The sequence below is a fragment of the Streptomyces flavalbus genome (assembly GCF_042674625.1).
GTDB classification, from domain to species: Bacteria; Actinomycetota; Actinomycetes; order Streptomycetales; family Streptomycetaceae; genus Streptomyces; species Streptomyces flavalbus.
Genome location: NZ_JBHTEB010000001.1, coordinates 5,826,497 through 5,840,227 on the forward strand (window position 1 = coordinate 5,826,497; position 13,731 = coordinate 5,840,227).

12 protein-coding genes are annotated in these 13,731 nt (G+C 73.7%); 6 read left to right on the forward strand and 6 right to left on the reverse strand.

Annotation, left to right across the window (positions count from 1 at the left end; genetic code table 11):
- Positions 1-17: 17 nt before the first annotated feature.
- Complete coding sequence (locus ACFQZ6_RS26175; protein WP_030044087.1) at positions 18-398, forward strand: helix-turn-helix domain-containing protein; 381 nt, start codon at positions 18-20, stop codon at positions 396-398.
- A gap of 172 nt (positions 399-570) precedes the next feature.
- Positions 571-1,041, forward strand: coding sequence for a Dps family protein (locus ACFQZ6_RS26180; protein WP_381613305.1), 471 nt, complete (start codon positions 571-573; stop codon positions 1,039-1,041).
- Positions 1,042-1,559: 518 nt separating this feature from the next.
- On the opposite strand, the gene ACFQZ6_RS26185 is transcribed toward ACFQZ6_RS26180, so the two are convergent.
- The 3 genes from ACFQZ6_RS26185 to ACFQZ6_RS26195 all read right to left on the reverse strand — a co-directional run bounded on the left by ACFQZ6_RS26185 (position 1,560) and on the right by ACFQZ6_RS26195 (position 8,605).
- Entirely contained in the window at positions 1,560-2,360 is an 801-nt protein-coding gene (locus ACFQZ6_RS26185; RefSeq protein WP_381613308.1) for an Fpg/Nei family DNA glycosylase, read from the reverse strand.
- Between the two features lie 28 nt (positions 2,361-2,388).
- Positions 2,389-7,305 (reverse strand): ATP-dependent helicase, encoded by a 4,917-nt coding sequence (locus ACFQZ6_RS26190; protein ID WP_381613311.1) that lies wholly within the window; start codon positions 7,303-7,305, stop codon positions 2,389-2,391.
- A gap of 364 nt (positions 7,306-7,669) precedes the next feature.
- Positions 7,670-8,605: a hypothetical protein gene (locus ACFQZ6_RS26195; RefSeq protein WP_381613314.1), complete on the reverse strand. Its 936-nt coding sequence runs from the start codon at positions 8,603-8,605 to the stop codon at positions 7,670-7,672.
- Positions 8,606-8,683: 78 nt separating this feature from the next.
- On the opposite strand from ACFQZ6_RS26195, the gene ACFQZ6_RS26200 reads away from it, so the two are divergent.
- The 4 genes from ACFQZ6_RS26200 (at position 8,684) to recX (ending at position 12,356) form a co-directional block, all read left to right on the forward strand.
- Positions 8,684-8,878 (forward strand): DUF3046 domain-containing protein, encoded by a 195-nt coding sequence (locus ACFQZ6_RS26200; protein WP_381613317.1) that lies wholly within the window; start codon positions 8,684-8,686, stop codon positions 8,876-8,878.
- Between the two features lie 152 nt (positions 8,879-9,030).
- Positions 9,031-10,176: an AI-2E family transporter gene (locus ACFQZ6_RS26205; RefSeq protein ID WP_381618653.1), complete on the forward strand. Its 1,146-nt coding sequence runs from the start codon at positions 9,031-9,033 to the stop codon at positions 10,174-10,176.
- A gap of 249 nt (positions 10,177-10,425) precedes the next feature.
- Positions 10,426-11,553 (forward strand): recombinase RecA, encoded by a 1,128-nt coding sequence (gene recA, locus ACFQZ6_RS26210; protein ID WP_381613320.1) that lies wholly within the window; start codon positions 10,426-10,428, stop codon positions 11,551-11,553.
- A gap of 2 nt (positions 11,554-11,555) precedes the next feature.
- Entirely contained in the window at positions 11,556-12,356 is an 801-nt protein-coding gene (recX, locus tag ACFQZ6_RS26215; RefSeq protein ID WP_381613323.1) for a recombination regulator RecX, read from the forward strand.
- Positions 12,357-12,620: 264 nt separating this feature from the next.
- On the opposite strand, the gene ACFQZ6_RS26220 is transcribed toward recX, so the two are convergent.
- The 3 genes from ACFQZ6_RS26220 to ACFQZ6_RS26230 all read right to left on the reverse strand — a co-directional run bounded on the left by ACFQZ6_RS26220 (position 12,621) and on the right by ACFQZ6_RS26230 (position 13,706).
- Entirely contained in the window at positions 12,621-13,022 is a 402-nt protein-coding gene (locus tag ACFQZ6_RS26220; RefSeq protein WP_381613326.1) for a rhodanese-like domain-containing protein, read from the reverse strand.
- Positions 13,019-13,558, reverse strand: a complete 540-nt coding sequence (locus ACFQZ6_RS26225) for a cysteine dioxygenase (protein ID WP_381613329.1) — start codon at positions 13,556-13,558, stop codon at positions 13,019-13,021. The genes ACFQZ6_RS26220 and ACFQZ6_RS26225 overlap by 4 nt, the downstream gene beginning before the upstream one ends.
- 61 nt (positions 13,559-13,619) lie before the next feature.
- Positions 13,620-13,706: a putative leader peptide gene (locus ACFQZ6_RS26230; RefSeq protein WP_313960178.1), complete on the reverse strand. Its 87-nt coding sequence runs from the start codon at positions 13,704-13,706 to the stop codon at positions 13,620-13,622.
- Between the last annotated feature and the right edge of the window lie 25 nt (positions 13,707-13,731).

The following is a 13,731-nucleotide window of genomic DNA, read 5'->3' on the forward strand; positions in this document are numbered from 1 at the left end:
CGAGGAGGGAGCCACCGATGATTCTGCTCCGTCGCCTGCTGGGTGACGTGCTGCGTCGGCAGCGCCAACGCCAGGGCCGTACTCTGCGCGAAGTCTCCTCGTCCGCCCGAGTCTCACTCGGCTATCTCTCCGAGGTGGAGCGGGGGCAGAAGGAGGCTTCCTCCGAACTGCTCTCCGCCATCTGCGACGCGCTGGACGTACGGATGTCCGAACTGATGCGGGAAGTGAGCGACGAACTCGCCCTCGCCGAGCTGGCCCAGTCCGCTGCGGCCACACCGAGCGAGCCCGTGCCCACGCCGGTTCGTCCGATGCTGGGCTCTGTCTCGGTGGCCGGTGTGCCACCGGAACGGGTGACCATCAAGGCGCCCGCGGAAGCGGTGGACGTGGTCGCGGCGTAGGGATCGCCGCGCCGCGGATGCCGGTGAGCGGTTGACCGACGACGACTGTGAGGCCCCGGCCGGGGCTTCTCCGGGAGGACCCGGAGGGGCTGGGTCGGGGTTTTCGCGTTGCCGGATCAGGGGGCCGCGGTCATCGTGGAGTGACCGAACGGCCCGGCCACTGGAGGTGCGGATGTACGTCGTGAAGAGCCCGCTGCCCGAATCGGACCTGAAGACCGTCGCCGAGGCCCTGCAGGGCGCCCTGGTCGACCTGGTGGACCTCGCGCTGGTCGGCAAGCAGATCCACTGGAACATCGTCGGGCCGCGGTTCCGGTCCGTGCACCTCCAGCTCGACGAGGTCGTGGACACCGCGCGGACCCACTCCGACACCGTGGCCGAGCGGGCCGCGGCGCTGGGCGTCTCCCCCGACGGGCGGGCCTCGACGGTCGCCGCCGACAGCGGGATCGGGGCCGTGGCGTCGGGCTGGGTGAGGGACAGCGACGCGGTCGGCGTGCTGGTGGAGGCGCTGGGCGCGGTGATCACGCGGATGCGCGGGCGGGTGACGGCGACGGCGGAGGCGGACCCGGTGTCGCAGGACCTGCTCATCGGGATCACCGCCGATCTGGAGAAGCACCACTGGATGTTCCAGGCGGAGCACGCGTGAGGCGGGTGCCGTCCTGAGGCCGGTCGGCGGCCAGTGGTGAGCGGTGCGCCCTTGTGCCGCTGATGCGCCCTCCCGTGCGGTCAGGCGGCTCTCTAGCGTCGTCCTGGTGGGCGAGGACGGCTTACTGGCGTCGGGCTGGAGGTGACGGTGCCGTGGTCGGGCGGATAGCGCGCTGGGGGGCCGTCGCAGGGCTCGGGGCGGTGTGGTGGTGGGCCGTGCTGCGGCTGGCGGTGGCACCGGACGCCGGGCTGCTGGAGGCGGTGGCGGCGGCCGGGGGGTGGGGCTTGAGCCTCTTGCCGGTGCACTGCGTGGACAAGGGGCGGGCCGTGGGGGCCGTGGGGTGGCGGCGATGGGTGGCGGTCTGGCGGTGGGACGGCGGTGCTGGTGGGGATGGGGGTGCCTTCCGTGGGGACGGCGGTGCGAGTGTGCGGGCGGCTGGTGGGGGGCCGGTGGGGTCCCGGTGGAGGCGGTACGTCCGGTGAGGTCGTACGGCCTGCGTGTGCCGTGGGGGTCGCTTGTCAGGGGGTCGGGCCCGGCTGGCAGGTGGGGCACCAGTAGGTGGGGCGTTGGCGGGAGCCGTCGCCCTGGTCGGCGACCCGGACCGGGGTCCCGCAGCGCAGGCAGGGGCGGGGTGCGCGGCCGTACACGAACAGGTCCTGGCCGCGGCGGCCCGTGCCCGTGGTGGTGCGGATTGGGCGCTCCCGGTTGGCCTCCAGGAGCTTCTTGGCGAGCGGGGCGAGCCGTGCGGCGCGGTCGGCGGGGAGGCCGCCGACGGGGAGCCAGGGCGTGACGCCGAGCAGGAAGCACAGCTCGCTCTTGTAGACGTTGCCGATGCCCGCCAGATTGCGCTGGTCCAGCAGGGCCTCGCCGAGGGGGCGGCCGGGGTCCCTGAGGAGGTTGGCGAGGGCCCGGTCCGGGTCCCAGTCGGGGCCCAGCAGGTCGGGGCCGAGGTGGCCCACGGCGCGGTCCTCGTCGGTGGTGCGCAGGAGTTCCAGGACGGGGAGGCGGTAGCCGACGGCCGTGCGGTCGGCGGTGCCGAGGATGGCGCGGATCTGGTGGGCGGGGCCGCCCGACCAGCGCTGGCCGGGGGCGTACACCTTCCACGCGCCGTCCATGCGCAGGTGGGAGTGCAGGGTCAGGCCGCCCTGGACGCGGGTGAGGAGGTGCTTGCCGCGCGGGGTGACGTCCAGGACGGTGCGGCCGGTGAGGTCGGCGGTGGCGAACCTGGGGACCCTGAGGTCGGAGCGGGTCAGCGTCTTGCCCGCGAGCGCGTCGTGCAGCCGCTTCGCGGCCTGCCAGACCGTGTCTCCTTCGGGCATGGGTCAAGGGTGGCACGGACGGTCCGCGTCAGGCGCGCAGGCGCAGGCCGCGCGGGGTGGCGATGAAGCCCGCTCCTTCCAGGAGGGCGCCGAAGGGGGAGGTCAGGGCAGGGGCGCCGTTGACGCGTTCGACGGTGACCGTGCCCAGGGAGCCCGCGCGGGCTGCGGTGGCGAGGGCCTCCGCGGCGTCTCGCAGACGGGTGTCGTCGGCGGGTGTGCCGTGCGGGTCGGCGGGCCAGGCCAGGAGGGTCTTGCCGCCGCGCTCCATGTAGAGGGCCAGGTCGCCGTCGACGAGGACCACCAGGGAGCCCGCCTTGCGGCCCGGCTTGTGGCTCGCGCCGTCCGGTGGCTCGGGCCAGGGGAGGGCGGCGCCGTAGGCGTTGGCCGGGTCGGCGGCGGCCAGCACGACCGCGCGGGAGGTGGGCGACGGGCGGCCCCCGCGGGTGTCGTACGGGGCTCGCGGGTTGTGCTGCCAGGGCGGTGGGGTCTGCGGTGCGCGGTCGCGCGGGGAGACGTAGTCGCCCGGGGACGGTGCCGGGTGGGTGGACGGGGTGTCGTAGCCGCCGTCGAGCGAGGCGAAGGGGTCCGGGTCACCGAAGTCGTGGGTGGGGAACGCGCTCGCGGCCTCGGCCGCGCCTGCGGGGAAGCCGTCGCCGTAGTCGGGGACGGGTGGGGCGGCGCCGCGGTCGCGGGCGTTGGCGACCGCGCGGAGGCGGTCCACCGCGCCGTCCATCGCGAACTGGGCCGCGCCCAGGCCCTCCACCACATAGCCGCGGCGGGCCTGACCGGTCTCCTCGAAGGCGGACAGCACCCGGTACGTCGCGGAGAAGCCGCCCTCGACGCCCTCGGCGGCGACGGCGCCCCGGGTGACCACGCCGTGCCGGTCGAGGAGGGTGCGGGCCAGGGCGTGGGCGCGCACGGTGGTGTCCGGTTCGCGGGCGGGCAGCAGGGACCAGCGTCCGGCGACGGTCGGCGGGCCGCTGCGGGACGTGGGGCGGGCGGCGGCCGTGAGGGAGCCGTAACGCCCGCGCGGGACCGTGCGCTTGGCGCGGTGGGCCGTGGAGCCCGCGGTGCGGCCGGAGCCCAGCAGGGAGCGCATCGGTGTGAGCGTGTCGTTGGTGAGCCGCCCGGACCAGGCCAGGTCCCAGAGGACGTCGGCGAGTTGGGGGTCGGTGGCGTCGGGGTGGGTGGTGGCGCGGACCTGGTCGGCGATCTGACGGAAGAACAGGCCATAGCCGCCGGAGAGGGCGTCCAGGACGGACTGGTGCAGTGCCGTCAGCTCCAGGGGGTGCGGGGGCGGCAGGAGCAGGGGCGCGGCGTCCGCCACGTAGAGGGAGACCCAGCCGTCCTTGCCGGGGAGGGCTCCCGCACCGGCCCAGAGGATCTCGCCGGACGCGGTGAGTTCGTCCAGCATCGCCGGGGTGTAGTCCATGACGCGGGACGGCAGGACGAGCTTTTCCAGGGCGGAGGCGGGCACGGAGGCGCCCTGGAGCTGCTCCACCGCGCGGACCAGGCCGTCGGGGCCGCGGAGGGTGTGGCCCTTGCCGATGTGCTGCCACTGCGGCAGGAACTGGGCGAGCGCCGGGGGCGGCACCGGTTCGAGTTCGTGCCGGAGCGCGGCCAGGGAGCGGCGCCGCAGTCGGCGCAGCACCGCCGCGTCGCACCACTCCTGGCCGATGCCCGCCGGGTGGAACTCGCCCTGGACGATTCGGCCGCTCGCGGCCAGCCGCTGGAGGGCGCCGTCGGTGACCGCGACGCCGAGGCCGAAGCGGGCCGCGGCGGTGGCGGAGGTGAAGGGGCCGTGGGTGCGGGCGTAGCGGGCGAGGAGGTCGCCCAGGGGGTCCTTCACCGGTTCCGTGAAGGCTTCCGGGACGCCCACCGGCAGGGCGGTGCCGAGGGCGTCGCGCAGACGGCCCGCGTCCTCCACGGCCGCCCAGTGGTCGGCGCCCGCGATCCGGACCCGGATGGCGCGGCGAGCCCCGGCCAGCTCCCCGGCCCACCGCGGTTCGGCGCCCCGTTCGGCCAGCTCGGCGTCGGTCAGCGGGCCGAGGAGCCGCAGCAGGTCCGCGACGCCCTCCGCGTCCTTGACGCGGCGGTCCTCGGTGAGCCACTGGAGTTCCCGCTCCAATTCGGTGAGCACCTCGGCGTCGAGCAGTTCCCGCAGCTCCGCCTGGCCGAGCAGCTCCGCCAGCAGCCGGGAGTCCAGGGAGAGGGCGGCGGCGCGGCGCTCGGCGAGCGGGGAGTCCCCCTCGTACAGGAACTGGGCGACGTAGCCGAAGAGGAGGGAGCGGGCGAAGGGGGACGGCTCGGGGGTGGTGACCTCGACCAGGCGGACCTTGCGGGACTCCAGGTCGCCCATCAGCTCGACGAGGCCGGGGACGTCGAAGACGTCCTGGAGGCACTCGCGGACCGCCTCCAGGACGATCGGGAACGAGCCGAACTCGCCTGCCACCTGGAGCAGTTGGGAGGCGCGCTGGCGCTGCTGCCACAGCGGGGTGCGCTTGCCCGGGTTGCGGCGCGGCAGCAGCAGCGCGCGGGCGGCGCACTCCCGGAACCGGGACGCGAACAGGGCCGAGCCGCCCACCTGGTCGGTGACGACCTGGTCGACCTCGCCCTTGTCGAAGACCACGTCCGCGGCGCCGACCGGGGCCTGCTCGGTGTCGTACTCCGTGCCCTTGTGTACGGGGTCGGTGTCGAGGAGGTCCAGGCTCAGCAGGTCGGCGTCCGGGAGCCGCAGCACGATGCCGTCGTCGGCGTGCATGACCTGCGCGTCCATGCCGTACCGCTCGGAGAGGCGGGCGCCCAGGGCGAGCGCCCACGGGGCGTGGACCTGGGCGCCGAACGGGGAGTGCACTACGACGCGCCAGTCGCCCAGCTCGTCGCGGAAGCGTTCGACGACGATGGTGCGGTCGTCGGGGACGTGGCCGCAGGCCGTGCGCTGTTCGTCCAGGTAGGACAGGACGTTGTCCGCCGCCCACGCGTCCAGGCCCGCCGTGAGCAGGCGGAGGCGGGCGTCCTCCGGGGTGAGGGAGCCGACCTCGCGCAGGAACGCGCCGACCGCGCGGCCCAGCTCCAGCGGGCGGCCCAACTGGTCGCCCTTCCAGAAGGGCAGCCTGCCCGGGACGCCCGGCGCGGGGGAGACCAGGACCCGGTCGCGCGTGATGTCCTCGATGCGCCAGGAGCTGGTGCCCAGGGTGAAGACGTCGCCCACGCGGGACTCGTAGACCATCTCCTCGTCGAGTTCGCCGACCCGGCCGCCGCCCTTCTTGGGGTCGGCCCCGGCGAGGAAGACCCCGAAGAGGCCGCGGTCGGGGATCGTGCCGCCGGAGGTGACGGCGAGGCGCTGGGCGCCGGGGCGGCCGGTGATCGTGCCGGTGACGCGGTCCCACACCACGCGCGGGCGCAGCTCGGCGAACGCGTCGGACGGGTAGCGGCCCGCGAGCATGTCGAGGACCGCGGTGAACGCGGACTCGGGCAGGGCGGCGAAGGGGGCGGCGCGGCGGACCAGGGCGAGCAGGTCGTCGAAGTGCCAGGTGTCCATCGCGGTCATGGCGACCAGTTGCTGGGCGAGGACGTCGAGGGGGTTGGCGGGGATCCTGAGCGACTCGATCGCGCCGGTGCGCATCCGTTCGGTGACAACCGCCGACTGGACGAGGTCGCCGCGGTACTTCGGGAAGACCACGCCGGTGGAGACCGCGCCGACCTGGTGGCCCGCGCGGCCGACGCGCTGGAGGCCGGAGGCGACGGAGGGCGGGGACTCCACCTGGATGACCAGGTCCACGGCGCCCATGTCGATGCCCAGCTCCAGGCTGGAGGTGGCGACCACCGCGGGGAGGCGGCCCGCCTTGAGGTCCTCCTCGACGAGGGCGCGCTGCTCCTTGGAGACCGAGCCGTGGTGGGCGCGGGCGATGACGGGCGGGGCGCCCTGGGCGGCGCCCGAGCCGCCCATCAGTTCCGCCGGGGCGTGGTGCTCGTCGAGCGTCTCGCCGGTGGCCCGCTCGTAGGCGATCTCGTTGAGGCGGTTGCAGAGGCGCTCCGCGAGGCGGCGGGAGTTGGCGAAGACGATCGTGGAGCGGTGGGACTGCACGAGGTCGGTGATGCGCTCCTCGACGTGCGGCCAGATCGACGGGCGCTCGGCGCGGGTGGGGTCGTCGGGGCCGCTGGCCGCGGCGTCGGAGACCGGGGAGCCGCCCAGTTCGCCGAGGTCCTCCACGGGGACGACCACGGAGAGGTCGAACTCCTTGCCCGACTTCGGCTGGACGATCTCCACCTTGCGGTGGGGGGAGAGGAAGCGGGCCACCTCGTCGACGGGGCGGACGGTGGCGGAGAGGCCGATGCGGCGGGCTGGCCTCGGGAGGAGTTCGTCCAGGCGCTCCAGGGTGAGGGCGAGGTGGGCGCCGCGCTTGGTGCCCGCCACCGCGTGCACCTCGTCGAGGATCACCGTCTCGATGCCGGTCAGGGCGTCGCGGGTGGCCGACGTCAGCATCAGGAAGAGCGACTCGGGGGTGGTGATGAGGATGTCCGGGGGGCGGGTGGACAGGGCGCGGCGCTCGGCGGCGGGGGTGTCGCCGGAGCGGATGCCGACCTTGACCTCCGGTTCGGGCAGGCCCTGGCGGACGGACTCCTGGCGGATGCCGGTGAGGGGGCTGCGGAGGTTGCGCTCCACGTCGACGGCCAGGGCCTTGAGGGGGGAGACGTACAGGACGCGGCAGCGCTTCTTGGGGTCGGCGGGTGGGGGAGTGGAGGTGAGCTGGTCCAGGGCGGCGAGGAAGGCGGCGAGGGTCTTGCCGGAGCCGGTGGGGGCGACGACGAGGACGTCCGAGCCCTCGCGGATGGCCTGCCACGCGCCCGCCTGGGCGGCGGTGGGCGCGTCGAAGGCGCCCGTGAACCAGCCGCGGGTCGCGGGGGAGAAGCCGTCCAGGGCCTGGTGTGCGTCGCTGACCATGGTTTCTATCCTGCACCTCGGCACTGACATGTGGGCTGAGCTGGGGGGATGCGGTGCGATGCGGTGCCTGCGGCGGCCTGTTTCGGTTTGTGGCGGGCCCGGGGTGCGGTGCCTGCGTTCCGGTTTGTGGGGGTGCGCGGGGATGCGGTGCCTGCGGCGGCCCGTTTCGGTTTGTGGGGGTGCGGGGTGCGCCTGCTCGCCGGGTGGGGCGGGGCCGGGTCGGGGGTGTCCGTCCTCGGAACGGCGCGGAATCGGTTGGGGGTGAGGTGCCCGCGTTGACGCGCCAACCGCTGCGGGCGGACACCCCCGACCCGTCCCCTTCCGTCGTACGGCGGCCTCGCGTCGTCGCGGCTCCCGCGGGCCCTCAGTCGAGGGGGCGGCCGTGGGCTTCCAGGGTGCGCAGGGACTCGATCGTCACCATGGGGCGGGCCTCGATGGCGGTGGCGGGGGCCCACTGGTGCCAGCGGATGGGCCAGCCGCCGTCCTGTTGCTGGGTGGCGGCGAGGAAGTCCAGGGAGCGGGTCATCTCGTCGTCGGTGAACCACGCGCGCGCGAGGGAGCGCGGGGTGCGCGCGTAGTCGTGCGGGTAGTGGTGCTCGCCCGGGGCGTAGCCGGGGGCGACGGGGAAGGCGTCGGGGGTGTCCGGGTCGAGGACGGCCAGGCGGTGTTCGCGGACCAGGCGGCCCAGGCGGTCGGCGGCGGCCTCGGCGCGGGGGCGGTCGGGGACGGCGTCGAGGAAGGCCACGGCGGCCTCGACCTCGTAGGGGTGGGACCGCTCCAGGGACTCGACCGCCTGCCAGCAGAAGTCCGTGGCGCGGAACAGCCAGGCGTGCCAGACCTCGTTGCGGTGCAGCAGACCGACCACCGGGCCGGTGGCCAGCAGCGCGCCGGGCGGGTCGTCGACTACGGGGATGAACGGGGCCGCCGGGTAGCCGCGCTGGCTCGGGTCGACGGCCGGGAGCGCGCCCTCCGGAGTGGAGACGGCGGTCAGGTAGCGGCACACGCGCTCCACGCGCTGTCCGGTGCAGCGCCCGAGGGCGTCCAGGACGCGCAGGGCGTGCGCGGTGTGCAGCGGCTGGCTGACGGGGCCGCGCAGATCGGGCTCCAGGGCGTGGCCGTAGCCGCCGTCGTCGTTGCGGTAGGCGTCCAGCGCGGTCTCCACGGGGTCCGCGGCGCCGTCGCGGAAGTGGTGGGCGAACAGACGTTGCTCCAGCACCCGTGCGGTGAGCCAGACGAAGTGTTCGGCACGCGTGAGCGGGGAGCGCGCCGGGGGGAGTGGGGATGCTCCTGTTTCGGCCATGGAGCGACCGTAGGGGGTGGCGGCGGCCGACAGGCGGTCCGCGCGGGGGCGCCCACTCAGGCGCGGGATACTGGGGTCATGCGGTTGACGGTCTTCTGGGAGCGGATGGCGGAGCACTTCGGTGCGGGGTACGCCGACACCTTCGCGCGCGATCACGTGATGTCGGAGCTGGGCGAACGCACGGTGAACGAGGCGCTCAACGCTGGCTGGGAGGCCAAGGACGTATGGCGTGTGGTGTGCACGGTGATGAACGTGCCACAGGAAAGGCGCTGAGCCGTCACCAAGCTCCCGGGACGGTCCCGGATGTGGGCCGGGTGGGTGAGACTTGCTCCGTGGCATCCACAGACGAGACCGTGTCCGACCGTCCCCAGACCCCGGCGGCGTCCTCCGCGCGCGCTGACGACGCCGTCGCGCCCGGCGCGCGTATGCCGCGCTGGCTGCCGCGCGCGATGGTGCTGGCGCTCGCGCTCGTCGCGCTTTTTCAGCTCGGTAGCTGGGCCTTCCATCAGCTCATCGGCCTGCTGATCAACGTACTCATCGCGTTCTTCCTGGCGCTGGCCATCGAACCGGCGGTGAGCTGGATGGCCTCCCGGGGGATGCGCCGGGGGCTCGCCACCTTCCTGGTCTTCCTGGGGCTGGTCATCGCGGTCGCGGGGTTCGTCACGCTGCTCGGTTCGATGCTCGCCGGGCAGATCGTCCGGATGATCGAGGGGTTCCCGGAGTACCTGGACTCCGTCATCAACTGGGTCAACACGACCTTCCACACCGAGCTGCGGCGCGTCGACATCCAGGACAGCCTGCTGCACTCCGACTGGCTGCGGAAGTACGTCCAGAACAGCGCCACCGGCGTGCTGGACATCTCCGCGCAGGTGCTGGGCGGGCTGTTCCGGCTGCTGACGGTCGCGCTGTTCTCGTTCTACTTCGCCGCCGACGGGCCCCGGCTGCGGCGCGCGCTGTGCTCCGTGCTGCCGCCCGCGCGGCAGGCCGAGGTGCTGCGCGCGTGGGAGATCGCCGTCGACAAGACCGGCGGGTACCTGTACTCGCGCGGGCTGATGGCGCTGATCTCCGGCGTCGCGCACTATGTGCTGCTGGCGGCGCTGGACATCCCGTACGCGCCCGTGCTCGCCGTCTGGGTGGGGCTGGTCTCGCAGTTCATCCCGACCATCGGCACGTATATGGCGGGCGCCCTGCCGATGCTGATCGCCTTCACCGTGGACCCCTGGTACGCGCTGTGGGTACTGGTCTTCGTCGTGATCTACCAGCAGTTCGAGAACTACGTGCTGCAACCGAAGCTGACGTCGCGGACCGTCGACATCCATCCCGCGGTCGCCTTCGGCTCGGTCATCGCGGGCACCGCGCTGCTCGGCGCCGTCGGCGCGCTGATCGCCATCCCGGCGGTCGCCACGCTCCAGGCGTTCCTCGGGGCGTACGTGAAGCGGTACGACGTGACCGACGACCCCCGGGTGCAGGGGCATCGGCAGCGCGTGCCGGGGCCGGGGGTGGCCGAGCGGGTGCGGCGGCTGTGGGGGGCGCGGGGTCCGGCGGCGGGGTCCGAGGAGGGGCCTGCCTGAGGATGGGGCATGGGGGTGTGGGGCCGGTCCGCACGGGGGTGAAGTGCCCCGTGGTGCGCTTGACATGAAAATCGAACATCCATTCTTATGGAGGCTCCGGCGAGGTTCTCGACGGGGGTTCTGTCCCGGTCCGGGGCGGGATGTCCGGGAGTTATCCACAGGCCGGACCCGCGTCGGGGCGCATTGTCAGTGGCAGGCGTTAGCGTCTTTGACGTGAAGCGATCGACTCAAGCAAACCGGGTGGAACCCATGGCAGGAACCGACCGCGAGAAGGCGCTCGACGCCGCGCTCGCACAGATTGAACGGCAATTCGGCAAGGGCGCGGTCATGCGCATGGGCGAGCGGTCGAAGGAGCCCATCGAGGTCATCCCGACCGGGTCGACCGCCCTCGACGTGGCCCTCGGCGTCGGCGGCCTGCCGCGTGGCCGTGTCGTGGAGATCTACGGACCGGAGTCCTCCGGTAAGACGACCCTGACCCTGCACGCCGTGGCCAACGCGCAGAAGGCCGGGGGCCAGGTCGCCTTCGTGGACGCGGAGCACGCCCTCGACCCCGAGTACGCGAAGAAGCTCGGCGTCGACATCGACAACCTGATCCTCTCCCAGCCCGACAACGGCGAGCAGGCGCTGGAGATCGTGGACATGCTGGTCCGCTCCGGCGCGCTCGACCTCATCGTCATCGACTCCGTCGCCGCGCTCGTCCCGCGCGCGGAGATCGAGGGCGAGATGGGCGACTCGCACGTGGGTCTCCAGGCCCGGCTGATGAGCCAGGCGCTCCGGAAGATCACCAGCGCGCTCAACCAGTCCAAGACCACCGCGATCTTCATCAACCAGCTCCGCGAGAAGATCGGCGTGATGTTCGGCTCCCCGGAGACCACGACCGGTGGCCGGGCGCTGAAGTTCTACGCCTCGGTGCGCATCGACATCCGGCGCATCGAGACCCTGAAGGACGGCACGGAGGCGGTCGGCAACCGCACTCGCTGCAAGGTCGTCAAGAACAAGGTCGCGCCGCCCTTCAAGCAGGCCGAGTTCGACATCCTCTACGGCCAGGGCATCAGCCGCGAGGGCGGTCTGATCGACATGGGCGTGGAGCACGGCTTCGTCCGCAAGGCCGGTGCCTGGTACACGTACGAGGGCGACCAGCTCGGCCAGGGCAAGGAGAACGCGCGCAACTTCCTGAAGGACAACCCCGACCTGGCCAACGAGATCGAGAAGAAGATCAAGGAGAAGCTGGGCGTCGGCGTACGGCCGGAGGAGCCCGCCGCCGAGCCGGGCGCGGACGCCGCGGTCACCACCGCCACGGGTGATGCCGCCAAGCCGGTCACGGCCCCGGCGGCGACCAAGACGGCCAAGACCAAGGCCGCCGCAGCCAAGAGCTGACCGTGACACGACGAACCGACTGGGCCGAGTACGCGTACACGGCCTCCGGTGCCCCACGGGGGAGGGGCATCGGGGACGGTACGGACGGTACGGACCCGGTGTACGGGGATGACGGAGACGGCCCGCCTCCCGACGGCGATGTCTCCGGCGGTTCGCACGGCCCGGACGTGGGCGGTGGTCGGCGTCGCGGTGGCGGTGGGGCACGGGGGGTCCGTGGGCGCCGTAAGCGTGGCTTCGGCGAGGCGGACGCTCAAGGCGGGGACGCCGCCCCCTTGTCGAGGGCCGAGGAGGCGGCGTCCTCTGGGGATCCGGGTGAGCGGGCACGGGCGATCTGCCTGCGCCTGCTCACCGGGACCCCGCGCACCCGCAAGCAGCTCGCGGACGCGCTGCGCAAGCGGGAGATCCCCGACGAGGTCGCCGAGGAGGTGCTGTCGCGGTTCGAGGAGGTCGGGCTGATCAACGACAGCGCGTTCGCGGACGCCTGGGTGGAGTCCCGGCACCACGGCCGGGGGCTGGCCCGGCGCGCGCTCGCCCGGGAGCTGCGGACCAAGGGCGTCGACTCCGCACTGATCGACGAGGCCGTCGCCCAGCTCGACTCCGAGCAGGAGGAGGCCACCGCCCGCGAACTCGTCGCCCGCAAGCTGCGCGCCACCCGCGGCCTCGACCGCGACAAGCGGATACGGCGGCTCGCCGGGATGCTCGCCCGCAAGGGTTACCCCGAGGGCATGGCCCTGCGGGTCGTACGGCAGGCGCTGGAGGAGGAGGGCGAGGACGCCGGGTTCCTGGACGGCGAGGAGTACTGACGCGGGCGCGGGGGACGCGTTGTGCAGGCCTAGGGTGCGCGCCGGGCGGGGGTCGGCCGGTCTGGAGCGGGGTTGGCTTCGGCCGGTCCCGTCGTACGGCCTGAAGGGCTGCGCACTCCGTGTTCCTGCCTGCCCGCGCACGAAGACCCCTGCTCGCCTCGCTGGCCGGTGCCGGTCCGCGCGGCCAGCGTCTCGTCGGTGCCGTTGATCGTCACGATCCGCACCCCCGTGGCCCCGGCCGCTGGCCGTCGCGTCCCCGTCGTCCTACCCCGCCACCGGCAGCCCCGCCGAGCGCCAGGCCTGGAAGCCGCCGATCAGGTCGGTCGCGCGGTGCAGGCCCAGGCGGTGGAGGGACTCCGCGGCGAGGCTGGAGGCGTAGCCCTCGTTGCAGATCACGATGATGCGCAGGTCATGCCCGGTGGCCTCGGGGAGCCGGTGGTCGCCGAGCGGGTCGAGGCGCCACTCCAGTTCGTTGCGCTCCACGACCAGCGCGCCGGGGATGAGCCCGTCCCGCTCCCGCAGGGCCGCGTACCGGATGTCCACCAACAGGGCCTCACCGGCGCGGGCCGCGCGGTACGCGGCGTGCGGGTCCACGCGGTCGTACCCGGCGCGCACCCGCTCCAGCAACGTGTCGATGCCGACGGCCTGTTCAGGGGAGCCGCTCACTGCCAGTCCTCCGGACGCTCGACCTGCTCCAGGCGCAGGACCGATCCGCTGCGACTGTAACGACGGATGCGTGGCAGCGGCGGGTAGTAGGCGTGCACGGAGACGGCGTGTCGGTCGGTGGAGTCGTTGAGGACCTCGTGGACGTGGTGCCTGCCGAAGGAGCGGCCCCGCCCGGCCGGGAGCACCCGCTCGCGGTCCACGCCCTCGGTGAGTTCCAGCGTCCGCCAGCCGTCGGTGGGCAGCCGCGCGGCGAGCGAGAACTCCCGCAGCGCCCCGGCGGCGGTGGTGAAGGCGCCGATGGAGTCGGCGTGGTCGTGCCAGCCGGTGCCGGAGCCGGGCGGCCAGCCGATCAGCCACGCCTCGCTGCCGCCCGGCCCGTCCAGCCGCACCCAGGTGCGGCCCTCGGGGTCCAGGGGGAGTGAGGCGATCAGCTCGGCGTCGGCGGCGGTGCGCCGTACGAAGTCGAGGAGGTCCGCCTGCGTGGGGGAGGCGGCGGCAGGGGTCGCGGAGGCGGGGGTGGCGGGAGAGACAGACATGGGTACCGTCCTGTGAGCGTTCGCGAAAGGGCGCGCGGCGGCGCGGTGGGAGAGTGCGAGTTCAGCAGGACGGACGACACACGCAGCCCGCGTAGCGGACCAGGTCCATATGGACCCTCCGCCACAGGCGCACACAGGTGTCGGTCATGGGCCGGAGTACACCACGGCGGCCC

Excerpts from the sequence above, each read along its gene's own strand:
- ACFQZ6_RS26200 (WP_381613317.1), top strand. The coding sequence starts at position 8,684 with ATGCGGTTGACGGTCTTCTGGGAGCGGATGGCGGAGCACTTCGGTGCG.
- ACFQZ6_RS26180 (WP_381613305.1), top strand. The coding sequence starts at position 571 with ATGTACGTCGTGAAGAGCCCGCTGCCCGAATCGGACCTGAAGACCGTC.
- ACFQZ6_RS26175 (WP_030044087.1), top strand. The coding sequence starts at position 18 with ATGATTCTGCTCCGTCGCCTGCTGGGTGACGTGCTGCGTCGGCAGCGC.
- ACFQZ6_RS26225 (WP_381613329.1), bottom strand. The coding sequence starts at position 13,558 with ATGTCTGTCTCTCCCGCCACCCCCGCCTCCGCGACCCCTGCCGCCGCC.
- ACFQZ6_RS26205 (WP_381618653.1), top strand. The coding sequence starts at position 9,031 with ATGCCGCGCTGGCTGCCGCGCGCGATGGTGCTGGCGCTCGCGCTCGTC.
- recA (WP_381613320.1), top strand. The coding sequence starts at position 10,426 with ATGGCAGGAACCGACCGCGAGAAGGCGCTCGACGCCGCGCTCGCACAG.
- ACFQZ6_RS26230 (WP_313960178.1), bottom strand. The coding sequence starts at position 13,706 with ATGACCGACACCTGTGTGCGCCTGTGGCGGAGGGTCCATATGGACCTG.
- ACFQZ6_RS26195 (WP_381613314.1), bottom strand. The coding sequence starts at position 8,605 with ATGGCCGAAACAGGAGCATCCCCACTCCCCCCGGCGCGCTCCCCGCTC.
- ACFQZ6_RS26185 (WP_381613308.1), bottom strand. The coding sequence starts at position 2,360 with ATGCCCGAAGGAGACACGGTCTGGCAGGCCGCGAAGCGGCTGCACGAC.
- ACFQZ6_RS26190 (WP_381613311.1), bottom strand. The coding sequence starts at position 7,305 with ATGGTCAGCGACGCACACCAGGCCCTGGACGGCTTCTCCCCCGCGACC.